Source organism: Diaphorobacter sp. B2A2W2 (assembly GCF_056730635.1).
Genome location: NZ_JBWZOR010000010.1, coordinates 13,449 through 36,818, shown reverse-complemented (window position 1 = coordinate 36,818; position 23,370 = coordinate 13,449). Strand labels below are relative to the sequence as shown.

Annotated in this window: 27 protein-coding genes; 11 read left to right on the top strand and 16 right to left on the bottom strand. The window is 66.6% G+C overall.

Annotated elements, in window-relative coordinates; all coding sequences use genetic code 11:
- Positions 1-8: 8 nt before the first annotated feature.
- Positions 9-926, bottom strand: coding sequence for an AEC family transporter (locus tag AC1PPL_RS15310; RefSeq protein ID WP_479973658.1), 918 nt, complete (start codon positions 924-926; stop codon positions 9-11).
- Positions 927-1,078: 152 nt separating this feature from the next.
- On the opposite strand from AC1PPL_RS15310, the gene AC1PPL_RS15305 reads away from it, so the two are divergent.
- The 3 genes from AC1PPL_RS15305 (at position 1,079) to AC1PPL_RS15295 (ending at position 4,065) form a co-directional block, all read left to right on the top strand.
- Positions 1,079-2,041 (top strand): tripartite tricarboxylate transporter substrate binding protein BugE, encoded by a 963-nt coding sequence (locus AC1PPL_RS15305; protein ID WP_287926085.1) that lies wholly within the window; start codon positions 1,079-1,081, stop codon positions 2,039-2,041.
- A gap of 67 nt (positions 2,042-2,108) precedes the next feature.
- Positions 2,109-3,008 (top strand): site-specific tyrosine recombinase XerD, encoded by a 900-nt coding sequence (xerD, locus tag AC1PPL_RS15300; protein ID WP_123675254.1) that lies wholly within the window; start codon positions 2,109-2,111, stop codon positions 3,006-3,008.
- Positions 3,009-3,087: 79 nt separating this feature from the next.
- Positions 3,088-4,065, top strand: a complete 978-nt coding sequence (locus AC1PPL_RS15295) for a Bug family tripartite tricarboxylate transporter substrate binding protein (protein WP_123675113.1) — start codon at positions 3,088-3,090, stop codon at positions 4,063-4,065.
- Between the two features lie 50 nt (positions 4,066-4,115).
- On the opposite strand, the gene AC1PPL_RS15290 is transcribed toward AC1PPL_RS15295, so the two are convergent.
- From AC1PPL_RS15290 to AC1PPL_RS15280, 3 genes are all read right to left on the bottom strand, one after another.
- Complete coding sequence (locus AC1PPL_RS15290) at positions 4,116-5,411, bottom strand: EAL and HDOD domain-containing protein (protein WP_088887471.1); 1,296 nt, start codon at positions 5,409-5,411, stop codon at positions 4,116-4,118.
- Positions 5,412-5,461: 50 nt separating this feature from the next.
- Complete coding sequence (locus tag AC1PPL_RS15285) at positions 5,462-6,733, bottom strand: EAL and HDOD domain-containing protein (RefSeq protein WP_103737327.1); 1,272 nt, start codon at positions 6,731-6,733, stop codon at positions 5,462-5,464.
- Positions 6,734-6,879: 146 nt separating this feature from the next.
- Entirely contained in the window at positions 6,880-7,686 is an 807-nt protein-coding gene (locus AC1PPL_RS15280) for a ferritin-like domain-containing protein (protein WP_479973657.1), read from the bottom strand.
- A 49-nt stretch (positions 7,687-7,735) separates the two neighbouring features.
- Here AC1PPL_RS15280 and AC1PPL_RS15275 point away from each other — a divergent pair, with 49 nt between their 5' ends.
- Entirely contained in the window at positions 7,736-8,260 is a 525-nt protein-coding gene (locus AC1PPL_RS15275; RefSeq protein ID WP_011804433.1) for a gamma carbonic anhydrase family protein, read from the top strand.
- Positions 8,261-8,292: 32 nt separating this feature from the next.
- Positions 8,293-9,279 (top strand): Hsp33 family molecular chaperone HslO, encoded by a 987-nt coding sequence (gene hslO / locus AC1PPL_RS15270; RefSeq protein ID WP_479973656.1) that lies wholly within the window; start codon positions 8,293-8,295, stop codon positions 9,277-9,279.
- Between the two features lie 92 nt (positions 9,280-9,371).
- Here the strand turns inward: hslO and AC1PPL_RS15265 are convergent, their stop codons facing one another.
- The 6 genes from AC1PPL_RS15265 to AC1PPL_RS15240 all read right to left on the bottom strand — a co-directional run bounded on the left by AC1PPL_RS15265 (position 9,372) and on the right by AC1PPL_RS15240 (position 14,340).
- Positions 9,372-9,836, bottom strand: coding sequence for a hypothetical protein (locus AC1PPL_RS15265; protein WP_479973655.1), 465 nt, complete (start codon positions 9,834-9,836; stop codon positions 9,372-9,374).
- A complete protein-coding gene (locus AC1PPL_RS15260; protein ID WP_011804436.1) occupies positions 9,833-10,117 on the bottom strand; it encodes a septum formation initiator family protein in 285 nt (94 codons plus the stop codon). Before AC1PPL_RS15260 ends, AC1PPL_RS15265 begins: the two co-directional genes overlap by 4 nt.
- A 26-nt stretch (positions 10,118-10,143) precedes the next feature.
- Positions 10,144-11,430, bottom strand: a complete 1,287-nt coding sequence (eno, locus tag AC1PPL_RS15255; RefSeq protein ID WP_287805605.1) for a phosphopyruvate hydratase — start codon at positions 11,428-11,430, stop codon at positions 10,144-10,146.
- Between the two features lie 83 nt (positions 11,431-11,513).
- On the bottom strand, positions 11,514-11,804 hold the full coding sequence (locus tag AC1PPL_RS15250; protein WP_103737324.1) for a DUF1330 domain-containing protein: 291 nt from the start codon (positions 11,802-11,804) through the stop codon (positions 11,514-11,516).
- A gap of 4 nt (positions 11,805-11,808) precedes the next feature.
- Positions 11,809-12,666 carry a 3-deoxy-8-phosphooctulonate synthase gene (gene kdsA / locus AC1PPL_RS15245; protein WP_103737323.1) on the bottom strand — a complete coding sequence of 286 codons (858 nt, stop codon included), beginning with the start codon at positions 12,664-12,666 and terminating at the stop codon, positions 11,809-11,811.
- 15 nt (positions 12,667-12,681) lie between these two features.
- Positions 12,682-14,340, bottom strand: coding sequence for a CTP synthase (locus tag AC1PPL_RS15240; RefSeq protein ID WP_015912646.1), 1,659 nt, complete (start codon positions 14,338-14,340; stop codon positions 12,682-12,684).
- Between the two features lie 91 nt (positions 14,341-14,431).
- Here AC1PPL_RS15240 and coaBC point away from each other — a divergent pair, with 91 nt between their 5' ends.
- The 3 genes from coaBC (at position 14,432) to AC1PPL_RS15225 (ending at position 16,859) form a co-directional block, all read left to right on the top strand.
- Positions 14,432-15,652, top strand: a complete 1,221-nt coding sequence (coaBC, locus tag AC1PPL_RS15235; RefSeq protein WP_479973654.1) for a bifunctional phosphopantothenoylcysteine decarboxylase/phosphopantothenate--cysteine ligase CoaBC — start codon at positions 14,432-14,434, stop codon at positions 15,650-15,652.
- 97 nt (positions 15,653-15,749) lie between these two features.
- Entirely contained in the window at positions 15,750-16,196 is a 447-nt protein-coding gene (dut, locus tag AC1PPL_RS15230; RefSeq protein ID WP_479973653.1) for a dUTP diphosphatase, read from the top strand.
- 165 nt (positions 16,197-16,361) lie between these two features.
- A complete protein-coding gene (locus AC1PPL_RS15225; protein ID WP_015912649.1) occupies positions 16,362-16,859 on the top strand; it encodes an outer membrane lipoprotein in 498 nt (165 codons plus the stop codon).
- A 93-nt stretch (positions 16,860-16,952) separates the two neighbouring features.
- Here the strand turns inward: AC1PPL_RS15225 and AC1PPL_RS15220 are convergent, their stop codons facing one another.
- Positions 16,953-17,477, bottom strand: a complete 525-nt coding sequence (locus AC1PPL_RS15220; protein WP_479973652.1) for an FKBP-type peptidyl-prolyl cis-trans isomerase — start codon at positions 17,475-17,477, stop codon at positions 16,953-16,955.
- 53 nt (positions 17,478-17,530) lie between these two features.
- Between AC1PPL_RS15220 and AC1PPL_RS15215 the strand changes: the two genes are divergently transcribed.
- From AC1PPL_RS15215 to AC1PPL_RS15205, 3 genes are all read left to right on the top strand, one after another.
- A complete protein-coding gene (locus AC1PPL_RS15215) occupies positions 17,531-18,652 on the top strand; it encodes a JmjC domain-containing protein (protein ID WP_424297702.1) in 1,122 nt (373 codons plus the stop codon).
- 23 nt (positions 18,653-18,675) lie between these two features.
- The gene (locus AC1PPL_RS15210) at positions 18,676-19,188 is read left to right on the top strand and encodes a hypothetical protein (protein ID WP_015912652.1); all 513 of its coding nucleotides are present in this window, start codon (positions 18,676-18,678) and stop codon (positions 19,186-19,188) included.
- Between the two features lie 193 nt (positions 19,189-19,381).
- Positions 19,382-19,648: a hypothetical protein gene (locus AC1PPL_RS15205; protein ID WP_041835919.1), complete on the top strand. Its 267-nt coding sequence runs from the start codon at positions 19,382-19,384 to the stop codon at positions 19,646-19,648.
- Between the two features lie 88 nt (positions 19,649-19,736).
- Here AC1PPL_RS15205 and AC1PPL_RS15200 read toward each other — a convergent pair whose 3' ends face one another.
- From AC1PPL_RS15200 to AC1PPL_RS15180, 5 genes are all read right to left on the bottom strand, one after another.
- Positions 19,737-20,519: an MBL fold metallo-hydrolase gene (locus AC1PPL_RS15200; protein WP_479973651.1), complete on the bottom strand. Its 783-nt coding sequence runs from the start codon at positions 20,517-20,519 to the stop codon at positions 19,737-19,739.
- A gap of 32 nt (positions 20,520-20,551) precedes the next feature.
- Entirely contained in the window at positions 20,552-21,640 is a 1,089-nt protein-coding gene (gene bamC, locus AC1PPL_RS15195; protein WP_015912654.1) for an outer membrane protein assembly factor BamC, read from the bottom strand.
- 83 nt (positions 21,641-21,723) lie between these two features.
- Complete coding sequence (dapA, locus tag AC1PPL_RS15190) at positions 21,724-22,620, bottom strand: 4-hydroxy-tetrahydrodipicolinate synthase (RefSeq protein ID WP_011804449.1); 897 nt, start codon at positions 22,618-22,620, stop codon at positions 21,724-21,726.
- 34 nt (positions 22,621-22,654) lie between these two features.
- Positions 22,655-23,239, bottom strand: a complete 585-nt coding sequence (locus AC1PPL_RS15185; RefSeq protein WP_479973650.1) for a class I SAM-dependent methyltransferase — start codon at positions 23,237-23,239, stop codon at positions 22,655-22,657.
- Between the two features lie 2 nt (positions 23,240-23,241).
- The gene (locus AC1PPL_RS15180) at positions 23,242-23,370 is read right to left on the bottom strand and encodes a hypothetical protein (RefSeq protein WP_015912656.1); all 129 of its coding nucleotides are present in this window, start codon (positions 23,368-23,370) and stop codon (positions 23,242-23,244) included.

Below are 23,370 nucleotides of genomic sequence, written 5' to 3'. Positions count from 1 at the left end.
AAATAGCGTCAACGCAACAAGCCCAGCGCGAAGGGCAGGCTCACCACCCCCAGCACGGTGGACAGCGTGACCAGGCCTGCGACATACGCGCCGTTGTAGCCCATGCGTGCGGCGAGTACATAGCAGGTGGATGCGGTGGACACGGCGCAGAACGCCATCAGCACCGAGGTCTGCGTGGCGTCCAGCCCCAGCAGATGCGCGAACCCCCAGGCGATCAGCGGCTGTGCCAGGTGGCGAATGGTCAGCACCGACGCAGACAGCAGCTTGCTGCGCGTGAGCAGGCCGAACTGCATGCCCGCGCCCGCCGCCATGAGCCCCAGCGCCAGCGACGCGGCGCTGATGCGACCCACCGTGGGCTCCAGCCACGGCGGGATGCGAAAGCCCAGCAGGTTGGCCGCCAGCCCCGTCGCCGTGGCGATGATCAGCGGGTTGCGCAGCAGTTCGCGCACGAAGCCCTGCTGGCCGCCGCGCGCCATGGGCCACACGGCGGCCACGTTCAGCAGCGGTACGCACACGCCAATCAGCACCGCCACCATGAGCAGGCCCTGCGCACCCGCCAGGCGCTCGGCCAGGGCCAGCACGATGAAGGAGTTGAAACGGAAGGCCACCTGCGCCGCCGCCGCGTGGTCGCGCCGGTCGATGTGCCTGCCCAGCCAAGGCAGGTGCGGCAGGCTGTAGGCCAGCACCACGCCGCACAGGCCCGTGCCCACGCCAGCCACCACCAGGCCGGTGGCCTCGCCCACGTTGATGGGGCTCTTGACGATGGACTGGAACAGCAGCACCGGGAACAGCAGGTAATACACCAGGCTTTCCACCGGCTGCCAGACGGAGCGGTTGAGGGGCGTGTAGCGGCACAGCAGGTAGCCGAACAGGATCAGCGAGAAATCCGGGAGAAGAAGCTGCGCGTAACTCACGGCGCGCAGCATACCGTGGCGCTGTAGGCCGGCGGCGCGAATGATTGGGGAAACTCCCAACAAATCAGCGCGGCGCCCGCGGTGGTCAAAGCGGCATGGCACCGTAGGATCGCCGCCTACCCCCCGTTTTTTCCACCAAACACAATTTGATGAGGAGATTTCGCATGCAACGTCGCAACCTGCTGGCTTTGGTGCTGGCGGCCACCGCGGGCACCGCCTTCGCCCAGGGCTACCCCAACAAGCCCGTCAAGCTGCTGGTGCCCTTCGCGCCCGGCGGCACCACCGACATCATCGCCCGCGTGATCGCCGACCCACTGTCGCGCGCGCTCGGCCAGTCGGTGGTGGTGGAGAACCGGGGGGGCGGCGGCGGCGTGATTGGCGCGCAGGAAACGGCGCGCGCAGCGCCCGATGGGTACAACCTGGGCGTGGCCACCGTGTCCACCACGGCGGCCAATCCGGCCATCAACTCCAAGATCCCGTACAACCCGATCACGGACTTCACGCCCATCATCAACATCGCGGCCACGCCCAACATCATCGCGGTGCACCCCAGCTTCCCGGCCAAGGACTACAAGTCCTTCCTGGCGGAGATCCAGAAGAACCCAGGCAAGTACTCGTACGCGTCCTCGGGCACAGGCGGCATCGGCCACCTGCTGATGGAGTTGTACAAGAGCCTCACCAACAGCTTCGTCACGCACATTCCCTACCGCGGCGCGGGTCCGGCCCTCAACGACACCGTGGCGGGTCAGGTGCCCATCATCTTCGACAACCTGCCCTCGGCGCTGCCCTTCATCAAGAGCGGCAAGCTCGTGCCCATCGTGGTGTCCGCGCCGCAGCGCGTGGCGGCACTGCCCAATGTGCCCACGTTCAAGGAAGTGGGCCTGGAGCCGGTGAACCGCATGGCCTACTACGGCATTCTGGGTCCCAAGAACCTGCCCAAGGACGTGGTGGACAAGATCAACGGCGGCGTGAAGAAGGCGCTGGAAGATGCCGCCGTGCGCAAGCGCATCGAGGACACCGACTCGATCATCGTCGCCAACACGCCCGAGCAGTTCGCCGAGCAGATCAAGGCCGAGTTCGCCGTGTACAAGCAGGTGGTGCAAAAGCAGAAGCTCACGCTGGAATAAGCGCGTCCCCAGCCCTCTGAAAAACGCCCGCCTGCCGCGGGCGTTTTTTGATGCTATGGTTTTCGCCATGTTGCCCGACAGCCAGAACGCCATAGACCCCTTCATCGACGCCCTGTGGCTGGAGGACGGCCTGTCGCGCAACACGCTGGCCGCCTACCGCCGGGACCTCACGCTGTATGCCCAATGGCTGGCGCAGCAGAGCCCTCCGCTGGCGCTGGATGCCACGGCCGAGCACCACCTGCAGGGCTACTTCGCTGCCCGCCACGCGCAGACGCGCGCCACGTCGGCCAACCGCCGCCTCACCGTGCTGCGGCGCTACTTCCACTGGGCATTGCGCGAGCGGCGCATCGCAGCCGACCCCACAGTGCGCCTGCAAGCCGCGCGCCAGCCGCTGCGCGTGCCCAAGACGCTGACGCAGGCGCAGGTGGAGGCCCTGCTGCATGCGCCGGACGATGCCACGCCGCTGGGCCTGCGCGACCGCACCATGTTGGAGCTGATGTACGCGAGCGGCCTGCGCGTGAGCGAGCTGGTCACGCTGAAAACCTTCCACCTGGGGTTGGCCGAAGGCGTGCTGCGCGTCATGGGCAAGGGCGGCAAGGAGCGGCTGGTGCCCTTTGGCGAAGAGGCGCACCGCTGGCTGCAGCGCTACCTGGCCGAGGGGCGTGGCGCCATCCTGGGCGGGCAACAAACGGATGACCTGTTCGTCACGCAGCGCGGCGCGGCCATGTCGCGCGTGATGTTCTGGGTCATCGTCAAGAAATGCGCGCAGGCTGCGGGCATTACCGCGCCGCTGTCGCCCCACACGCTGCGCCATGCGTTTGCCACGCACCTGTTGAACCACGGTGCGGACCTGCGCGTGGTGCAACTGCTGCTGGGCCACGCCGACATTTCCACCACCACCATCTACACCCACGTGGCGCGCGAGCGGCTGAAGGCGCTGCATGCGCAGCACCATCCGCGCGGTTGAAGGGGCATGACGCGGAGTGCCGGCGGACAGCGGCAAACGGGTGAAAAATCGCGCTCTTTCTTGAAACTCTGGAGTTGCAATGACAGATTCCGTGCGCCGTCGCGTGCTGGCCTCCCTCGCGCTGGCTGCCGCGCTGCCCCTGGGCGCGCAGGCCCAGACTTGGCCCGCCAAGCCCATCCGCATCATCGTGGCCTATCCCGCGGGCGGCGTCAGCGACGTGGTCGCCCGCGCGTTGGGCGACAAACTGTCCGAACGCCTGGGCACGCCCGTGGTGGTGGAGAACAAGGCCGGCGCGGGCGGCACCATCGGCATGGACGCGGTGGCCAAGGCGGCGCCGGATGGTTACACGCTGGGCTTCTCGGCGATCAGCCCGCTGGTGCTCAACCCGCACCTGGGCACGCCGCCGTACGACGCAACGCGCGACATCGTGCCCGTGGCCAGCGTGATGTACTCGCCCGTGCTGTTGTTGGGCACGCAGGCCGCCAAGGAGCGTGACTTCCGCAGCCTGCTGGCGACCGCCAAGGCGCAGCCGGGCCAGGTGCGATGGGCCACATCGGGGCTGGCGTCGCTGGGCCACATCATGCTGGAACACATCATGCAGGGCAGCGGTGTGCAGATCACGCACGTGCCCTACAAGGGCGGCGGGCAACAACTGAACGATGCGCTTTCGGGTCAGTTCGAGGTGCTGTCCACCAACGCCGGCCCGGCCGTGATGCAGCAGATCAAGGCGGGCAAGCTGCACCCGCTGGCCGTGGGTGCGCCCGCGCGGCTGAACACCCTGCCGAACGTGCCCACGCTGGGCGAACTGGGCCTGCCCGCGGCCAACCTGAATTCGGTGTTCGGCATGTTCGCGCCAGCGGGCGTGCCGGCCGCGGTGCTGGAGCGCTTGAATGCCGAGATCAACCGCGCGCTGGCGCTGCCCGACATCCAGGCGCGCCTGGAGGCTTCGGACAACGTGCCCACGGGCGGCAGCGCCGAGGCATTTCGCCGGCAGATCGCGGCGGAGTCGCAGAGCAACGCGCGCATCATCCGCGCCGCCAACATCCGCCTGAACTGACGGCTGCCCCGTGCGCGCGCCGGCCGGCCCGCGCACAGGGGGCATCGGGTTTATTCGTCGGCCGTCAGGCTCTCGGCCCAGGCCAGGGCCTGCAGGTGGGCCCAGTTGACCTGGCGGTTGGACAGGTGCAGCGCCTCGGCCGTGCGCGCGAAAGCCTCGTCGTCACCGCTTTCGCAGGCCTTGGTGAGTTCGAGGAAGGGGGCGAACACGCCCTTGTTGTGCAGCAGTGCGTCAAGCACCGGCTGGGGCAGGGCCACCGTTTCCAGGGCGCGCTCCAGCGGCACGCCCAGCATCGCGTCCAGCAGCGAGAAGACCCCCACCACGAAGGCGTTGTCGCATTCCTCGGGGGGCAGCAGCTCGGCGGCCAGCAGTTCCATGAGGCGGCCGCGCACCACGGCCGTCTGGCCCACGGCGGGCGGCGAGCCGCTGGCGCGCGAGGTCGTCATCAACAGTGCCGCCCAGCGGAACAGCTTCTTCAGGCCCAGGATCATCACCGCGTGACGGAACGAGGTCACCTCGCACGACAGGCCGAAGCCCGAGGAATTGATGAAACGCAGCAGGTTGAAGGACAGCGTGGGGTCCTTCTTGAGCAGCTCCTCGATCTCTCCGGTGCTGGCCTGCTGGCGCACCAGGTTGATGAGCTGGATGATGGTCGCCTGCGAGGGACGGATGGTTTGCGCCTTGACCAGCGAGGGCTGTGCGAACCAGTAGCCCTGGAACAGCTTCACGCCCAGCGAAGCCATGCGCTGGTACTGTTCGGCCGTTTCTACCTTCTCGGCCACCAGGGTGGCCTGCGAGTGGGCTTGGGCGAACTTCACGAGCGGCTCGGCGAGCTCCGGCTTGAAGGCCTGCATGTCCAGCTTGATGAACGAGGCCAGAGGCACCCAGCTGCTGTAGGCGCGCCGCAGTACGTCCTGGCTGAAGGCCAGCCGAAAGCCGCGCGTGCGCACCGCTTGCAGCGTGGGGATGTACTGCTCGATCTGCTCGGCCGTGGCCTGGGCGCCGAGTGTGGGTACTTCCAGCACCACTTTTTCAGGGTGGATCAGCTCCAGGTGTCCGCCGGCCAGGCTGTCGTGCGTGCAATTGATGAAGACGGTTTTCTTGCCCACCAGCGCCTCGGAGCCCGCATACGACAGCGCGTTGAACAGCAGCGCCGCATCGCTGGCGGCGGTGTGCGCGTCCGCGGCGGTGGACCGGTCGAACAGTTCGTAGCCAAAGACGGTGCGCTGTTCGTCCAGGATGGCCTGTCGTGCGATGACGACCTGGTTCTGCGCCTCGGTGGCCTCGGGTGACGGCTGGGCGGAATCGGCGGGGAGCTGTGCGGCGGTGTCTGGAAGGCTCGACATGGATGGCGTGGGAAGTTCGTTGGATTCTAGGAGGTCGGCGCGGCAGTGGCTCAGGCGGGCGCCATCTGGTCCGCCCAGGCCAGGGCTTGCAAGTGGGCCCAGTTGATCTGCTGGTTCGTCAGGTGGAGCGATTGGGCGATCTGGTCGAAGGTGTGGTCGTCGCTGGTCTCGCAGGCTTCGGCCAGTGTCAGCAGCTGGCCGTACACGTTGCTGCGTTGTAGCAGGGCAGTGGACAGCTCTTCGGGCAGGTTGAGCAGCCCCACGGCGGAGGCCAGCGGCATGCCGAGCATCTGGTCCAGCATGGAGAAGATGCCGATCACGAACGCCTGGTCGGCTTCTTCGGCGGGCAGAAATTCCTGGGCCAGCAGTTCCATGAGGCGGCCGCGCACCACGGCCGTCTGCCCCACGGCCGGGGGCGTACCGCCGCTGCGCACCGCCGTGAGCAGCAGGGCGGCCCAGCGGAACAGCTTCTTGAGTCCCAGCAGCAGCACCGCCTGGCGAAAGGAGGTGATCTCGCGCGTCATGCCCAGCCCCGCGGAGTTGATCAGGCGCATCAGGTTGAAGGCCAGCCCAGCATCCTTTTTGAGGACCTCTTCGATCTCGTCGGTACTGGCCTGGCTGCGCACCAGGTTGAGCAGCTGCACGATGCTCGCCTGGCCGGGGGTGAGCAGTTTGGCCTCCACCAGCGTGGGACGCGAGAACCAGTAGCCCTGGAACATTTCCACGCCCATGGACGACACCATGTCGTACTGTTGCGCGGTTTCGAGCTTTTCCGCGATCAGTTCGGCCTGGGAATGGCGCCCCGCGTAGTTGATCAGCACCGCGAGCTGGTCGCGCGCAAGCACCGACATGTCGAGTTTGATGTAGTCGGCCAGCGGCAGCCAGGGCGCGTAGGTGGACTCCAGCACCGTGTGGTTGAAGGCGAGGTGAAAGCCGCGGCTGCGCAGCGCCTGCAAGATGGGAAGCCGCGCATGCACCTCGGCCGCGGCCACGTGGCCCAGCGGAGGGATCTCCAGCACCACTTTGTCGGGGTTCACCAGTTCCAGGTGCCCGCCCGTCAGGCTTTCGTGGGTGCAGTTCACGAAAATCAGCATCTTGCCCACCAGCTCTTCGGTGCCCGCATGCGACAGCGCGGTGAAGACCAGGATCACGTCGCTGGCGGCCGTGTGGCCGACGGTGGAGCGCGAGCGGTTGAAGAGTTCGTAGCCGACGACCGCCTGCTGGCCGTTCATGATGGCCTGCCGGGCGATCATGGAGCCGGTGCTGCCAGCCTGGGAGGCGCCGGCCGCCGAGGGAGAAGCGGGAGGTGTGGGGTTCGTCATGGAATGCCTGGGCGTGTGCGGGATACCGGGCGATGCGGATGCCGCCGCAGGCGCGAGGGCTGGCGGCAGCGGCGTGGCGTATCGCTGCTGGCATTGTAGGGAAGAACCCCCGATGGCTGGGGAATGGCAGTGCGGCTGGAGGCGATTCAGCCGTGCTGCAGCCAGCGCATCTCCGCCTCGCTGAAACCGGCGGCGCGGCGTGCCGCCTCGTTCAGCGGCGGCTTCGGGCGGGGGGCTTCGTAACGCTGGACCAGCGCGGCGTAGTGCGCCACGGGGTCCAGTCCGGCGCGCGTGCACAGCCAGCCGTACCAGTGGTTGCCGATGGCCACGTGGCCCACTTCCTCGCGCAGGATGGTGTCCAGGATCGCCACGGCGGCCAGCGCGTCCGGTGTACCGACCTGGCGCAGCTTGTGCTGGATCAGCGGCGTGGCGTCCAGTCCGCGCGCCTCCAGGGTGCGCGGCACCAGGGCCATGCGCGCCACGATGTCGTCGGCCGTCTTCTCGCACATGCTCCACAGGCCCTGGTGCGCGGGAAAGTCGCCATAGTCATGGTGCAGTTGCCGGCGCAGGTGGTCACGCAGCAGGCGAAAGTGCTTCGCCTCCTCGGCCGCCACGCGCAGCCAGTCGCGGTAGAACGTCTCGGGCATGCCCGCAAAGCGCCAGATGGCGTCCAGCGCGAGGTTGATGGCGTTGAACTCGATATGGGCGATGGCGTGGATCAGCACCGCGCGCCCCTCGGGCGTGGCGGGCGAGCGGCGTGCCACGGCGGTGTGGTGCAGCAACTGCGGCCGCGCGGGGCGGCCGGGCAGGGTGTCGGCGGGCGGGGCGGTGAGACGCGTTTCTTTCGCTATTGAAATGCGAGCTGCTTGCGCATACATATCCAGCGCTGCGGCCGATTTTTCTTCAGGGTCGCAGAGGCGCAAGACCTCCAGGGCACGTTGGCGAAGCTCCATCCCTACAATTCTAGGTTCCCCCTACACAAACAACGGAGACAGACAAGCGATGGCGATTTATGAACTCGACGGCGTGGCGCCGCAGGTAGCCGCATCGGCCTGGGTGGCCGACAGTGGCCAGGTGATGGGCGACGTGGTGCTGGGCGAGGACGCCAGCGTATGGTTCGGCACCGTGGTGCGTGGCGACACGGCGCGCATCACCATCGGCGCGGGCACCAACGTGCAGGACGCGAGCGTGCTGCACGCCGACATCGGCCAGCCGCTGGTGATCGGTGAGCGCGTCACCGTGGGCCACCAGGTCATGCTGCATGGCTGCACCGTCGGGGATGAATCACTGATCGGCATTGGCGCCATCGTGCTCAACGGCGCGAAGATCGGCCGCAACTGCCTGGTGGGCGCCGGCTCGCTGGTCACCGAGGGCAAGGAGTTTCCTGACGGATCGATGATCCTGGGCAGTCCGGCCAAGGTGGTGCGCCAGCTCACGCCCGAGCAGATCGAAGGGCTGCGCCAGAGTGCGCGGCATTACATGGAAAACGCGCGCCGCTTCAAGGCGGGTCTGCGCAAGCTGGGGTAATAGCCCGGCCGTTGATTGACTGGAAATACTGCGTGTCCGAACTGCACAAGTTTTTGTTTGATGGCCTGCCCGTGCGCGGCATGATCGTGCGCCTGACCGACGCCTGGACAGAGCTGCTGCGCCGCCGCGCGGCCAACACCGAAACGGGGCCATACCCCGCGCCCGTGAGCGAGCTGCTGGGTGAGATGGCCGCCGCCGGCGTGCTGATGCAGTCGAACATCAAGTTCAACGGCGCGCTGGTGCTGCAGGTCTTTGGTGACGGCCCCGTCAAGCTGGCCGTGGCCGAGGTGCGGTCCGACCTGAGCCTGCGCGCCACCGCGTCGGTGTCGGGCGAACTGCCCGCGAACGCGGGCCTGCCGGACATGGTGAACGTGGGCGGCGGCGGGCGCTGCGCCATCACGCTGGACCCCAAGGACCGTCTGCCCGGCCAGCAGCCCTACCAGGGTGTGGTGCCGCTGTATGGCGATCACCAGGAAAAGCTGCACAAACTCAGCGACGTGCTGCAGCACTACATGCTGCAGTCCGAGCAGCTTGATACCACCCTGGTGCTGGCTGCCAACGACCAGGTGGCCGCGGGCGTGCTGATCCAGCGCATGCCCCTGAAGGGCGAGGCCAACCTGGCCGGCGGCCATGGGCGCGAGGACGAGGACCAGATCGGCCGCAACGAGGACTACAACCGTATCGCCACGCTGGCGAGCAGCCTCACGCGTGAGGAGCTGCTCACGCTGGACGTGGACACCATCCTGCGCCGCTTGTTCTGGGAGGAAAAACTGCTGCGCTTTGCGCCTCAGCAGGGCGATAGCGGCCCGCGCTTCGCGTGCTCCTGCAGCCGCGAGCGTGTGGGCAACATGCTGCGCAGCCTGGGCACGGAAGAGGTCGAGAGCATCCTGGAGGAGCGTGGCAACATCGAGGTGGGCTGCGAATACTGCGGCCAGCAGTACCACTTCGACCCGGTGGATGCCGCGCAGCTGTTCACCGATCCGCACAAGCAGCCGCCCGCGCCGTCGCGCATGCAGTGATCCAGGCGGCCGCTCTGGGCGGCTTTTGCGACCCAGCCTGCGCGCCGCGGCGCTGCAGGCGGTCGCGCTTCAACGAGCGTGAAGCGTCCGCCTCACGCCCCTGCACCCAGGCCGCGCAGCGCGGTGAACAGCCGGTGCTCGCACTGGGGCTCCACGCATTCTTCGCAACCCCAAGCGCGCAGCCGAGGACGGCTGGGTTCCGACTCCAATTCGGCTTCTGCGCTTGATGGGTAAGCGCGAGTAGCTATTAAATCAATAGCATTTAGTGCGTTGCGAAGTTGCGCCGCTGGCGGCCCGTACAGCACCTGATAGGCCGTGCCGGCCTGGGCCAGCGCGGCGCGCAGTTGCAGCTCGTGTGCATCGGGAAGGTCCAGTGCGCACAGCAGCGTGAGGTCCGCCGGCAGGGCCGGCAGATCGGGGCCGGCCAGCGCGACTGCGAGCGCGGGACAGTGCTGTGCGATGCCGTCGCGCAAGGCTGCACACGCGGGCGTGTGCGCACCCAGGATGGCGATGCGCACCGCCGTAGCGCCGGGCACGGGGCCGGGCGAGGGGCTCACTTGCGGGCCGGGGTGACGTGCACGTAGATCTCGCCGGGCTTGACCATGCCCAGTTCGCTGCGCGCCTTTTCCTCGACCATCTCCAGGCCGTCCTTCAGGTCCTGCACTTCGGCGGCCAGGCGCTCATTGGCCTGGCGCGCCTGCGCATTCGCCGCCTGCTGGGCGGCGATCTGCCGGCGCATGTCCTCTACATGGCCGACACTGCCGCGCCCGGTCCACAGCTGCGCGTGGATCCCCACGAGGAGCAGCAGCAGGGCGAGCGGAACGATGCGTGTGCCCATGGCGGGGCGCAGCGGTGCGGGTGGGCTTAGCGCAGGTTGTAGAACGCGGCGCGGCCGGGATAGAAGGCGATGTCGCCCAGGTCTTCTTCGATGCGCAGCAGCTGGTTGTACTTGGCGATGCGGTCGGAGCGCGAGAGCGAGCCGGTCTTGATCTGGCCGGCGTTGGTGCCCACGGCGATGTCGGCGATCGTCGAGTCCTCGGTCTCGCCCGAGCGGTGGCTGATCACGGCGGTGTAGCCGGCGCGCTTGGCCATCTCGATGGCGGCGAAGGTCTCGGTCAACGTGCCGATCTGGTTGATCTTGATGAGGATCGAGTTGGCGATGCGCTTGTCGATGCCTTCCTTCAGGATCTTGGTGTTGGTCACGAACAGGTCGTCGCCCACCAACTGCACGTTCTGGCCCAGGCGCTCGGTCAGGGTCTTCCAGCCGTCCCAGTCGCCTTCGGCCATGCCGTCTTCGATGGAGATGATGGGGTACTTGTCGCACCAGGTGGCGAGCATGTCGGTCCACTGCTGGGCCGTCAGGCGCAAGCCGCCTTCGCCTTCGAGCACGTACATGCCGTCCTTGTAGAACTCGCTGGCGGCGCAGTCCAGGCCCAGGGCGATCTGCTCGCCCGCGGTGTAGCCGGCGGCTTCAATCGCCTGCAGGATCAGCTGGATGGCGGCTTCGTGGTTTTCCACGGAAGGCGCAAAACCACCTTCGTCGCCCACGGCGGTGCTCATGCCCTTGTCGTGGATGATCTTCTTGAGCGCGTGGAACACCTCGGCGCCCCAGCGCACAGCCTCGCGGAAGCTCGGCGCGCCCACGGGGATGATCATGAACTCCTGCAGGTCCAGGCTGTTGTTGGCGTGCGCGCCGCCGTTGATGACGTTCATCATCGGCACGGGCAGCTGCATGCCACCCATGCCGCCGAGGTAGCGGTACAGGGGCAGGCCGGACTCTTCGGCGGCGGCGCGGGCCACGGCCATCGAGACGGCCAACATGGCGTTGGCGCCCAGGCGGCTCTTGTTGTCGGTGCCGTCCAGGTCGATCAGGGTCTTGTCCAAGAAGGCCTGCTCGGAGGCGTCCAGGCCCAGTACGGCCTCGCTGATCTCGGTGTTGATGTGCTCCACGGCCTTGAGCACGCCCTTGCCCAGGTAGCGGGCCTTGTCGCCGTCGCGCAGCTCGATGGCTTCGCGCGAGCCGGTGGACGCGCCCGAGGGCACGGCCGCGCGGCCCATCACGCCCGATTCCAGCAGCACGTCGCATTCGACGGTGGGATTGCCGCGGCTGTCCAGCACTTCGCGGCCTACGATGTCAACGATGGCACTCATGGGTTTCCTTTTGCGGGAGTTTTTAATCAAATTGGCCGCTAGCGCTTTTCCATCAAGCGCTGGCAGCTATCAAATAGGTAGCGTCAAAGGCCTTCGACGCACACCAGCCGCATGATGGCCGCGCCCTCGCGCGCCGCACGGGCCTTGCCGTATTCGGGCGAATGGTAGAACGCCTTGGCCGCCTCGAAGCTGGGGAACTTGGCGATCACCACACGCTCGGGCTGCCAGTCGCCCTCCATCACCTCCACCTGGCCGCCACGCACGCAGATCTCGGCGTTGTGCGCCGCGAAGGCGGCGGTGGACCACTTCTTGTATTCCTCGTACTGCGCGGGGTTGGTCACGCGGACGTTGGCGATGATGTAGCCGCTGGGCATGGTGTCAGGCTCCAAAGTTGTTTTCGAGAAAACCGTTCTTCTTGGTCACGTCGTCGAGCGCCACCAGCGTTTCAAGCAACGCGCGCATGTGCTTGAGCGGCACGGCGTTGGGGCCGTCCGACCAGGCCTCGGCGGGCTTGGGGTGCGTTTCCATGAACAGGCCCGCCACGCCGACGGCCACGCCGGCGCGGGCCAGCACGGGCACCATGTCGCGCGCGCCGCCGCTCACGGCGCCCAGGCCGCCGGGCTTCTGTACCGAGTGGGTCACGTCGAACACCACGGGCGCGCCGGAGTTGCGCATCTCGGCCAGGCTGGTCATGTCGGCCACGAGGTTGTTGTAGCCAAAGCTCACGCCGCGCTCGCAGGCCAGGAAGCGGTCTTCCGACAGGCCCACCTCGCGCGCGGCGGCGCGGGCCTTGTCGATGACGTTCTTCATGTCCCAGGGCGCAAGGAACTGGCCCTTCTTGATGTTCACCGGCTTGCCGCTTTGCGCCACGGCGCGGATGAAATCCGTCTGGCGGCACAGGAAGGCCGGGGTCTGCAGCACGTCGACCACGCTGGCCACTTCGGCCACGTGCGAGGTGTCGTGCACATCGGTCAGGATGGGCAGCTGCAGCTGGCGGCGCACTTCGTCCAGGATCTTCAAACCGGCATCCAGGCCGACACCGCGCTTGCTGGTGCCGGACGAGCGGTTGGCCTTGTCGAACGAGCCCTTGTAGATCAGCGGGATGCCCAGCGGCGCGCAGGCCTCCTTGAGTTGGCCGGCCACGTCGAGCGACATCTCCAGGCCTTCAATGGAGCAGGTGCCCGCGATCAGGAAGAAGCGATGTTGAAGGCCGACGTTGAATCCGCACAGCTGCATGGGCTTTCCTTCCAATCAGGCTTTCGCCGCTGGCTTCTGGTGTTCCACGGCCGCCTTGATGAAGGCGTTGAACAGCGGGTGGCCGCTCCAGGGCGTGGACTTGAACTCGGGGTGGAACTGCACGCCGATGTACCAGGGGTGAACGCTCTTGGGCAGCTCGACGATCTCGGTCAGGTGCTCACGCTGCGTGAGCGCCGAGATCACCAAGCCGGCGGTGCGCAGCTTGTCCAGGTACTGCACGTTGGCCTCGTAGCGGTGGCGGTGGCGCTCGGTCACCACGTCGCCGTAGATGCTGTGGGCCAGCGTTCCCGGCTGCACGTCGGAGGACTGCGCGCCCAGGCGCATGGTGCCGCCCAGGTCGGAGTTGGCATCGCGCGTCTTGATGGTGCCGTCCTCGTCCTTCCACTCGGTGATGAGGGCGATCACGGGGTGCTTGCAGTGTGCGTCGAACTCGGTGGAGTTGGCGCCCGCCAGGCCCGCCACATGGCGTGCATATTCGATGGTGGCCACCTGCATGCCCAGACAGATGCCCAGGTAGGGCACCTTGTGCTCGCGGGCATAGCGGGCGGTGGAGATCTTGCCCTCCACACCGCGGCTGCCGAAGCCGCCGGGCACCAGGATCGCGTCGTACTGCGCCAGCTGTTGCGCGGCGTTGTCGTCGGTGATGGTCTCGGAATCCAGGTGGGTGATCTTCACGCGCACATGGCTTTGCATGCCTGCATGCTTGAGCGCTTCGTTGACGGACTTGTAGGCGTCCGACAGTTCCACGTACTTGCCCACCATGGCGATCTGCACCTCGCCGCGCGGGTGCTCGGTCTCATACACCAGGTCGTCCCAGCGCTTGAGGTTGGCGGGCGGTGTGTTCAGGCGCAGCTTGTCGCAGATCAGTCCGTCCAGGCCCTGCTCGTGCAGCATGCGCGGCACCTTGTAGATGGTGTCCACGTCCCACATGGAGATCACGCCCCATTCGGCCACGTTGGTGAACAGGGAGATCTTCTCTTTCTCTTCCTCGGGCACGGCGTGCAGCGCGCGGCACAGCAGTGCGTCGGGCTGGATGCCGATCTCGCGCAGCTTCTGCACGGTGTGCTGCGTGGGCTTGGTTTTGAGTTCGCCGGCCGCGGCGATCCACGGCAGGTAGGTCAGGTGCACGAAGGCCGAATTGTTCGGGCCCAGCTTCAGCGAGAGCTGGCGCACCGCCTCCAGGAAGGGCAGCGACTCGATGTCGCCCACCGTGCCGCCCACCTCGCAGATGGCCACGTCCACGGCGTCTGGCGTGCCGATGCCGGCGCCGCGCTTGATGAACTCCTGGATTTCATTGGTCACGTGCGGGATCACCTGCACGGTCTTGCCAAGGTAGTCGCCGCGGCGCTCCTTCTCCAGCACGGACTGGTAGATGCGGCCGGTGGTGAAGTTGTTGGCCTGCTTCATGCGCGTTTCGATGAAGCGCTCGTAGTGGCCGAGGTCCAGGTCGGTTTCGGCGCCGTCGTCGGTCACGAAGACCTCACCATGCTGGAAGGGCGACATGGTGCCCGGGTCCACGTTGATGTACGGGTCGAGCTTGATGAGGGTGACTTTGAGACCCCGCGATTCGAGGATCGCGGCAAGGGAGGCTGAGGCGATTCCCTTGCCCAGGGAAGACACCACACCGCCGGTGACGAAGACGAATTTGGTCATGTCTTTGATGGTGGTGGGAAATTGGGATTGTAATCAGCCCACTGCAGGGACGCAGTGGCAGGGGCCATGCCCTCTGCTAAATTGCGCCCCCATGAACGAACAGTTGGCTGGCAAACACATTGTCCTGGGCTTGAGCGGCGGCGTGGCCTGCTACAAATCGGCGGAACTGTGCCGGCTGCTGGTGAAGGCCGGCGCCACGGTGCAGGTGGTCATGACCGAGGCGGCTGCGCAGTTCATCACGCCCGTGACCATGCAGGCGCTGTCGGGACGCAGCGTCTACACCTCGCAGTGGGACGCGCGCGAGGCGAACAACATGCCCCATATCAACCTGAGCCGCGAGGCGGACGCGATCCTCATTGCGCCGTGCAGCGCGGACTTCATCGCGCGGCTGGTGCAGGGGCGGGCCGACGAGTTATTGAGCCTGCTGTGTCTGGCACGGCCCCGGGATCGGGTGCCGTTGCTGCTGGCCCCCGCCATGAACCGCGAGATGTGGGGCCACCCGGCTACGCAGCGCAACCTGGCTCAGGTGGCGCGCGACGGCGCGACGGTGCTGGGCGTGGGCTTTGGCGACCAGGCCTGTGGCGAGACGGGCGACGGCCGCATGCTGGAGGCCGCGGAGATTCTGGAGGAACTGGAGGCCTTCTTTACCCCCCAGTTGCTCACGGGCCAGCACGTGCTGATTACCGCAGGCCCCACCTTCGAGGCCATTGACCCAGTGCGCGGCATTACCAACCTGTCCAGCGGCAAGATGGGCTTTGCGATTGCCCGCGCGGCGCGTGCCGCTGGCGCACAGGTCACATTGGTCGCCGGGCCGGTGCACCTGCCCACCCCGCGCGGCGTGCGCCGCATCGACGTGCGTTCAGCACAAAATATGCTTGCAATCGTTGAGGAGCAAGCGCGAGAAGCTACTATTTTCATAGCTACGGCCGCGGTGGCGGATTGGCGTCCCGCCACTGCTGCGCTGCACAAGATCAAGAAGGACGGCTCGGGCGACGTGCCGGCGCTGGAGTTTGTGGAAAACCCCGACATCCTGACCACGGTGGCGCGCACCGAGCGCGCGCGCGCTGGCCGTCTGTACTGTGTGGGGTTTGCCGCCGAGAGCGAGAACCTGCTGGAGCATGCCAGCGCCAAGCGCGAGCGCAAGGGCGTGCCGTTGCTGGTGGGCAATATCGGCCCGGCCACGTTCGGGCAGGACGACAATGCGCTGCTGCTGGTCGACGCGCAGGGCCATCGTGAACTGCCCCGTGCTTCAAAGGAAGCGCTGGGCCATCAGCTGGTGGCGGAGATCGCGCGGCGCCTTGCCGCCATTTGAGCGGGTAGGGGCGCACCGGTTGGGCGATGATCGCGGGTTCGGCCCGCGGTGCTGCCGGCGTGACACCGCGCGACCATTCCTTTGAACCTCTGCTCCCATGAAAATCGACGTCAAGATTCTCGACCCCCGCATGGCGGATCAATTGCCAACGTATGCCACGCCCGGCAGCGCGGGGCTGGACCTGCGCGCGTGCCTGGATGCGCCGCTCACGCTGGAGCCCAACGCCTGGCAATTGGTGCCCACGGGCATCGCCATCTACCTTCAGGACCCGGGCTATGCCGCGCTGATCCTGCCGCGCTCGGGGCTGGGCCACAAGCACGGCATCGTGCTGGGCAACCTCGTGGGCCTGATCGACAGCGACTACCAGGGGCAACTCATGGTCAGCGCGTGGAACCGCAGCCCCCAGGCTTTCACCTTGCAACCCATGGAGCGCCTGGCGCAATTGGTCATCGTGCCGGTGGTGCAAGCCCAGTTCAACTTGGTGCAGGAGTTTCCGGCCAGCGAGCGCGGTGAGGGCGGCTACGGCTCCACAGGCAAGCACTGAGCGCCAGCGCCGCTGTCGGCACCTGCCTACATGGCGGGTGCGCACTTCACTACGAGGCCCGCCGGGCATGGCCGGCAGCGTGCAGGATGCCGCGGTGCTTCAATCTGCCAATGGGTGGCCGCTTTCATGTAGCCATGCTTGCATTGTTGAACCAAGGAGATTTCCATGCGTCCTCATTCCCGCTTCATCGCCTTGGCCGGCTCCGCGCTGGTGGCTGGCGCACTGGTCGCCTGCGCCGAACAGCCGCGCTATTCTGACTACCATCCGACGCCCGGCTACACCAGCCAACCGGCGCCGGGATACACCACCTACCCTAACCAGCAAGGTACCGAGTACGGCACCGTGGCCTACATCGAGGGACTGCAGGCGCGCAACCGCACCTCCGGCGCTGGCGCGATCCTGGGTGCCGTCGTGGGCGGCGTGCTGGGCAATCAAATTGGCTCGGGCTCCGGCCGCACGGCGGCTACCGCCATCGGGGCCGTGGGTGGCGCGGTGGCGGGCAACGCCATCGAAGGCCGCAATAACACCGGCGATTACGAGGCCTATCGCATCACGGTGAACTTGGACCGGGGCGGCCAGCGGGTGTACGAAGTGCCGTCGCCAGGCGATTTGCGCACCGGCGACCGCGTGCGGCTGTATGGCGGACAAATATCGCGCATGTAAGACGATTGACGCGCCGATGGCGGCGCCGCGCACACACAACGGGCTCCCGAGGGGAGCCCGTCTTTTGGGGCTGTGTGTCGAAAGGTGCGTGGTTCAGTGGATCAGGTCGCTGCCCGGCGCCTGCGGCTGAATGCGGAAGAACCCCGTACCCGCTGTGCCACGGCCGATTTCTTCCTCCGTGGCTTCGCGCACCGCGTGCACCTTGAGCTGCAGCCGCAGTGCGATGCCTGCCAGCGGATGGTTGCCGTCCAGCACCACGTGCTCAGGGTAGACCTGCGCCACGGTGTACAGCGCGTCGCGCGGTGCATCGGGGTTGACGCCTTGGGGCAAAGCCGTTCCCTCGAACGTCATGCCTTCTTCGATATCCGCGGGAAACAGTTGGCGGGGCTCCAGGAAGAGCAGCTTGTCCTGGTAGTCCCCAAAAGCTTCCTCGGGCTCCAGGTGCAGCGAGAGTTCGGCGCCGACGCCATGGCCCTGCAGGGCCTGGTCGATGCGGCCCAGCAGGTCGTCGCCCCCCACGAGGAATTCCACGGGATCGTCGAGCACATCCAGTTCCTCGCCCAGCGTGTCTTTCAAGACCCAGGTCAAGGCGACTACACATTGTTCGGTAATTTCCATAGGAGAATTGTCGCAGTTCACTGCCCTGCCGCGCGCGCGGCCATTTTGATTCCATGGACGTTCAACAACCGCTGGCCCTGCTCGGGGGCCTGAGCCCGGCGCAGTTCATGCGCCGCCACTGGCACAAGAAGCCGCTGCTGGTGCGCCAGGCCATCCCCGGCTTCAAGCCGCTGCTGAGTCGCGCCGAACTGCTGGAGCTGGCGGGGCAGGACGGTGTGGAGTCGCGCTTCATCCAGGACAAGGCCGGCCAATGGGTGCTGCGCCACGGGCCGTTGGCACGCCGCTCCCTGCCGTCCCTGGCCACGCCGCGCTGGACCGCGCTGGTGCAAGGCGTGGATCTGCACAACGATGCCGTGCACGCGCTGCTGCAGCAGTTCCGTTTCGTGCCCGAGGCGCGGCTTGATGACCTGATGATCAGCTACGCCACCGACGGCGGAGGCGTGGGGCCGCATTTCGACAACTACGACGTCTTCCTGCTGCAGGCCCATGGGCGGCGGCGCTGGCGCATTGGCCGGCAAAAGGACAAGACGCTGCGCCCCGGCTTGCCGCTGAAGATCCTCGCGGCTTTCGAGCCCGAAGAAGAGCATGTGCTCGAGCCCGGCGACATGCTCTACCTGCCCCCGGGCTGGGCCCACGATGGCATTGCCGAGGGGGAATGCATGACCTATTCCATCGGCTTTCGCTCGCCCAATGGTGCCCAGTTGGCGCATGAGGTGCTGCAGCGCATGGCGGAGGCGGCGGCCGACGAGGAGGGGGCCATCTACCGTGACGCACAGCAGTCCGCTGTTGCGAACCCGGGAGCCATCCCGGCCGCGTTGCAAGACTTCGCACGCAAGGCGGTGCAGCGCGCGTTGCAGCAGCCTCAGGCGCTGGAGTGCGCGCTGGGCGAGGCTCTGACCGAACCCAAGCCCAACGTGTGGTTCGAGCCGTCTCCGGCGGGCATGCTGGAGAGCGTGGTGCTGGACCGGCGCACGCGCATGATGTATGACGACAGGCATGTGTTCATCAACGGCGAAAGCTATCGCGCGGCCGGTCGCGATGCGGTACTGATGCGTCGCTTGGCCGACGAGCGTCTCCTGGGCTCGCGGGACCTCGCGCGGGCGAGCGATGAAGCATTGGAGCTGCTGTCCGCCTGGTGCGAGGCAGGCTGGGCCCATGCGGGCGCGCAGGCCTGACGTGTCGCCGCCGGAGACAAACCATGGAAGACGCCATCTCGCACGCACAGTCATCGCTGCCCGCTGGCCGGTTTGAAGGGCGGGTGGCATTTCAGCAACTGGTGCGCGATGCCCTGGCATGCGCTGCGCGCGAAGGTTGGCCCGAGCTCATCCTGTCGGACGCCAGCTTCCACGATTGGCCGTTGGGGGAGCGCTCCGTGGCCGATTCCCTGCAGGATTGGGCGCGGGCGGGGCGGCGCTTCGTGCTGGTGGCGGCGGGGTTCGATGAAATCGTGCGGCGGCACGCGCGCTTTGTGCAGTGGCGCGTGCGCTGGGACCACATCATTGTCTGCCGCAAGGCGTCCGTCGCAGATCCGCAGGATGTGCCCAGTGCACTGTGGTCGCCGCTGTGGGCGCTACAACGGCACGACCCGGTGCGGTGCAACGGCGTCGCCGGCGCCGAGCCGGAGCGCCGCATCATCCTGCGCGAATCGCTGCAGGAGTGGGTAGACCGCAAGAGCACTCCTGGATTCCCTGCATCCGTACTTGGCCTGTGACGGATTCACCCTCTTTGTAACAAGGGTAGCCAGTTATTCGTGTTATCCACTATTGACGAAATCTTTCTATAATTTCGAACTGGTTTTGCCCCCGGCGTTTGCTTCGCAAAGCGTAGCGCCACTGCCTGACAGGCCGCGTGGATGGCGGCGTTGGGCTGTTTGATAACAATCGTTCCCCTTGATAGGACACCAAATGAAGAACTCCGTCGTTCTGGCTGCTTTGATCGCTGCTGCCGCTCTCGCCGCCTGCGGCAAGAAGGAAGAGCCCGCACCTGCTCCCGCTCCTGTGGAGGCTCCCGCTCCCGCACCGGCTGTTGAGCCCGCACCTGCTCCCGCGCCCGCAGCCTCTGTCGAGGCACCTGCTGCTGCCGCTACCGACGCAGCTTCCGATGCCGCCAAGGCGGCTGCTGATGCTGCTGCTGCCGCTGCTACCGGCGCTGCCGCTTCCGAAGCCAAGTAAGAACACCCTGATGCCGGGCCCCTCCAGGGGCCGGGCTTGCTGCAAACCCCGTACCGCAAGGTCGGGGTTTTCTTTTTTAGGCAATGGCTCAGTAGCTGGCCTCGATCCAGGGAGTGCCCTCGCGCGGATCGGCCACTACGATGTCACTTGCATGCCACCCCACAGCTTGCGCCAGAGCGGATTGCGCGAGATCCGGTCGGTTGTTGTGTGCGCTCAGGTGTGCAGCCACCACGTGTCGCAGATTCGGGTGATGTACGGCGTGCAGGATGTCCGCGCTGACATGGTTGGGAAGGTGCCCACGCGGACTTGCGATGCGCCGTTTCAGGAACACGGGATAGTCGCCCGACGCCAGAAGGTCGGCGTCGTGGTTGGCTTCGAGCAGCAGCGCGTGACAACCCTGCAGCCGTTCCACCACCGTTTCTGCCGCATGGCCCAGGTCGGTCAGTAGGCCGATGTGCGTCGCGCCATCGCTGCAGCGCAAGTGCAATGGTTCACGTGCGTCATGCGGCACGCTGAAAGGATGTGCGCAAAAGCTGCCCATATCGACGGGTACGCCATCGCACGCGACATGCAGCAGGCCGTCAAGGTCGGGTGACCCTAGGGCGCCGTAGGTGCCCTCGCTCATCCAAACGGGGATGCGTTCGCGCAGGGCGAGCTTCAGCACGCAGCCCACATGATCGGAATGCTCATGCGTGATGAAGACGGCATCCAACTGCGCCGGGGCCGTACCGGCAGCCTCCAGGCGCCATTGCAGTTGCCGGATGCCCAGCCCACAATCCACGAGCAGGCGCCGGGTATGCGCGCCGCTGCGCCCTTCAACCAGCGTGGCGTTGCCGGTGCTGCCGCTGGCCAGATTGCGAAAGCGCAGCATCGTGGAGCGCAAGCGGCGCGGCGCCGCCCCTTTTACTTCAGATCATCCGCGAGCACGCGCACGATGCGCTGTGCATTGGCGGAGGTCTCGGGCGCGCCTGCGGCGTTGAGCACAGACACGGTGCTTCGGTTGCCCTCGCTGCGCACCACGATGCGGTACTTCAGCGGCGGCACCGCGTCGGGCGAGCGGCTGAACAGCTTGCTGAAGAAGCCTTGCTCCTTCTTCTCGGTCGGGGCGACGTAGCGTACGAAGTACACGCCCTGGCTGCGGTCTCGGTCCTCCACGGTGAAGCCGGTGCGGTCCAGCGACACGCCCACGCGGCGCCACGCGCGGTCAAAGCCTTCATCAAGCTGCACCACCGGCACGTTGTCGACCGTGGCCATGCGCGCGGACGGGGCGGAGGGTACGGGCGCTGCGGCGGCGGCCTTGGATTGCTCCTCGCTTACGCCCAGCTTGACCATCAGCCGGCGCAGGAATTCGGTTTCCAGTTCCGGATCGGCCGGACGGGGCTGCCAGACGGTGTTGTCCTTCTGGGTGTTGGTGTAGACCTCCACCATGCCGCGGTGGCTGATGTAGATCTCCGTGCCGCCGCTGGCGTTGCGCTCCAGGCGGGTACGGAACTTGTCGCGTTCGCCTGTGGAATACAGCGAATCGAAGACCTTGCCGATCGTGGAGCGGATGATGTCCTGCGGCAGCTTGGCGCGGTTTTCGGCCCAGTCGGTCTCCAGCAGGCCGAGCTTGGGTTGTTCCAGCACGTACACGAACCCGTTTTCAATCCAGAAGTCACGCACCGGGTCCCACAGTTGGTCGGCAGGGCGGTCCACCACCAGCCATCGTTGGTTGCCGTCGCGCTCGATGCGTACGTCTCCAATGGACTTCGGGGCTGCGCTCGCCGCGCCGCGGGGCTGTTGCGCCTGGCCGGCTTCGAAAGCGGCAGCAGACACGACGCCGCCAGGCACCGTGTAGCGTGTGTCGCGCGAGAGCTGCGTCAGGTCCGGAGGCACCTCCAGCGTTGCCCCCTTGGTGGCGCTTTTGTAATCGATCTTGTCGTTCTCCAGCACGGAGCAAGCGGACAGGGTCACGGCAAGGCCCAGCAGGCCCAAACGGGTGGTAGCGTTCACGCGAAAATCCTCATTGATCCAGATTCGGCCGGGAGCGTTCCAAATACGCTGCAAGCTGGCAACAGGCTGGGTGAAATTAGAGCTTAGAGCAGCCCCGCGGCGCGCAGGGCGGCCTCGACCACGGCTTCGTTGCCCTGGCTCAGGGGCGTCATGGGCAGGCGCAGAGCGCCGCCGCACAGGCCCATGCGCTGCACAGCCCACTTTACGGGGATGGGGTTGGCCTCGACGAACAGTTGCTTGTGCACGGGCATCAGGCGGAACTGGATCTCCATGGCGCGGCGGGTGTCGCCGGCCAGCGCGGCTACGCATAGCTCGTGCATCAGGCGGGGCGCCACGTTGGCCGTCACGCTGATGTTGCCCTGGCCGCCGCACAGCATGAGTGCCACGGCCGTGGGGTCATCGCCGGAATACACGGCAAAGCCCTTGGGCACGTCGCGGATGAGCCATTGCGCGCGTTCGATGTTGCCTGTGGCTTCCTTGATGCCCACGATGCCGGGCACCTGCGTGAGGCGCAGCACGGTTTCGTGCTGCATGTCCGCCACTGACCGGCCGGGCACGTTGTACAGCACCATCGGCAGGTCGCCTACGGCCTCGGCGATCGCCTTGAAGTGGCGGTACTGGCCTTCCTGCGTGGGCTTGTTGTAATAGGGCACGACCTGCAACTGGCTGTCGGCGCCGACCTTCTTGGCGAACCTGGCCAGCTCGATGGCCTCGGCCGTGGAATTGGCGCCGCAGCCCGCCATGATGGGCACGCGCTTGGCGGCCTGTTCCACGGACACGCGAATGATTTCGCAGTGCTCCTCTACGTTCACCGTGGGCGATTCGCCGGTCGTGCCCACCACGCCGATGCAGTCGGTGCCTTCTGCGATGTGCCAGTCGATGAGTTTGCGCAGCGCGGGGTAGTCCACACTGCCGTCGTCATGCATGGGCGTGACGAGGGCGACGATGCTGCCGGTCAGGGGGGCGCTGGGAGAAGTCATGTCCGCGTTCAAAAACGGTAAAAAGACATTCTAACTAGACGGGGCCCTGCAGCGGCGCGCGCAGCGGCGCGCGCAGAGGCTCGTCCATGGACGGCGCAGGCCGCACGGCGGCGATGCGCTGCACGAAGCGCGCGGGCGCGTCGAGGAAGCCTTCCTCGTAAGCCACGATGCGCAGGTCCCGGCAGGCCTGCAGCAGTTCGCCCGGCCTCAGAAGGAATTCGGCCCGCGCAGGCCGGCCGACAGTTTCGTTGCCCACGGCGAAGGTCTCATAGAGCAGCACGCCACCGGGCGCCACGCTGTCCACGATGGTGGGCAGCAAAGGACGCCACAGGTAATTGGTGACCACCACGCCGGCAAAGCGCTGCCCGGGCAGGGGCCAGGGGCCAGCCTCGATATCCGCAACGATCGTTGCGCCCCATGGTGCTATTCTTTCGATAGCTTCTGGCGCTTTATCTATGCCCGTTACCGGGTGTTTTCTTTCATAAAACCAGCGCATGTGACGGCCGTGACCGCAAGCCACGTCCAGCACACTGCCGCCCGCAGGCACCAGGTGGGACCAGCGCTGTATCCATTCCGAGGCCGCGGGCAGCGGCGCATGGGCGGTGCCGTGCGGGGCCATCGTCAGAAGCAGGCCCAGATCTGGTCCGCCAGCGTCAGCATGAAGTCGGGCTGCAGGTACAGCACGAACACCCCCAGCAGCACCGCGAGCAGCGCTGCTGCGACGATCGACCGCTTGTACAGGGTGCGCAT

Coding starts and splice junctions, on each gene's coding strand:
- AC1PPL_RS15220 (WP_479973652.1), bottom strand. CDS start 17,477: ATGGAAATTACCGAACAATGTGTAGTCGCCTTGACCTGGGTCTTGAAA.
- AC1PPL_RS15200 (WP_479973651.1), bottom strand. CDS start 20,519: ATGCTGCGCTTTCGCAATCTGGCCAGCGGCAGCACCGGCAACGCCACG.
- AC1PPL_RS15215 (WP_424297702.1), top strand. CDS start 17,531: ATGGACGTTCAACAACCGCTGGCCCTGCTCGGGGGCCTGAGCCCGGCG.
- xerD (WP_123675254.1), top strand. CDS start 2,109: ATGTTGCCCGACAGCCAGAACGCCATAGACCCCTTCATCGACGCCCTG.
- AC1PPL_RS15180 (WP_015912656.1), bottom strand. CDS start 23,370: ATGCGCACCCTGTACAAGCGGTCGATCGTCGCAGCAGCGCTGCTCGCG.
- AC1PPL_RS15295 (WP_123675113.1), top strand. CDS start 3,088: ATGACAGATTCCGTGCGCCGTCGCGTGCTGGCCTCCCTCGCGCTGGCT.
- AC1PPL_RS15260 (WP_011804436.1), bottom strand. CDS start 10,117: ATGGGCACACGCATCGTTCCGCTCGCCCTGCTGCTGCTCCTCGTGGGG.
- AC1PPL_RS15285 (WP_103737327.1), bottom strand. CDS start 6,733: ATGACGAACCCCACACCTCCCGCTTCTCCCTCGGCGGCCGGCGCCTCC.
- AC1PPL_RS15280 (WP_479973657.1), bottom strand. CDS start 7,686: ATGGAGCTTCGCCAACGTGCCCTGGAGGTCTTGCGCCTCTGCGACCCT.
- AC1PPL_RS15290 (WP_088887471.1), bottom strand. CDS start 5,411: ATGTCGAGCCTTCCAGACACCGCCGCACAGCTCCCCGCCGATTCCGCC.
- eno (WP_287805605.1), bottom strand. CDS start 11,430: ATGAGTGCCATCGTTGACATCGTAGGCCGCGAAGTGCTGGACAGCCGC.
- AC1PPL_RS15275 (WP_011804433.1), top strand. CDS start 7,736: ATGGCGATTTATGAACTCGACGGCGTGGCGCCGCAGGTAGCCGCATCG.
- AC1PPL_RS15205 (WP_041835919.1), top strand. CDS start 19,382: ATGAAGAACTCCGTCGTTCTGGCTGCTTTGATCGCTGCTGCCGCTCTC.
- kdsA (WP_103737323.1), bottom strand. CDS start 12,666: ATGCAGCTGTGCGGATTCAACGTCGGCCTTCAACATCGCTTCTTCCTG.
- AC1PPL_RS15210 (WP_015912652.1), top strand. CDS start 18,676: ATGGAAGACGCCATCTCGCACGCACAGTCATCGCTGCCCGCTGGCCGG.
- dut (WP_479973653.1), top strand. CDS start 15,750: ATGAAAATCGACGTCAAGATTCTCGACCCCCGCATGGCGGATCAATTG.
- dapA (WP_011804449.1), bottom strand. CDS start 22,620: ATGACTTCTCCCAGCGCCCCCCTGACCGGCAGCATCGTCGCCCTCGTC.
- AC1PPL_RS15310 (WP_479973658.1), bottom strand. CDS start 926: ATGCTGCGCGCCGTGAGTTACGCGCAGCTTCTTCTCCCGGATTTCTCG.
- AC1PPL_RS15225 (WP_015912649.1), top strand. CDS start 16,362: ATGCGTCCTCATTCCCGCTTCATCGCCTTGGCCGGCTCCGCGCTGGTG.
- coaBC (WP_479973654.1), top strand. CDS start 14,432: ATGAACGAACAGTTGGCTGGCAAACACATTGTCCTGGGCTTGAGCGGC.
- AC1PPL_RS15305 (WP_287926085.1), top strand. CDS start 1,079: ATGCAACGTCGCAACCTGCTGGCTTTGGTGCTGGCGGCCACCGCGGGC.
- AC1PPL_RS15240 (WP_015912646.1), bottom strand. CDS start 14,340: ATGACCAAATTCGTCTTCGTCACCGGCGGTGTGGTGTCTTCCCTGGGC.
- AC1PPL_RS15250 (WP_103737324.1), bottom strand. CDS start 11,804: ATGCCCAGCGGCTACATCATCGCCAACGTCCGCGTGACCAACCCCGCG.
- AC1PPL_RS15185 (WP_479973650.1), bottom strand. CDS start 23,239: ATGGCCCCGCACGGCACCGCCCATGCGCCGCTGCCCGCGGCCTCGGAA.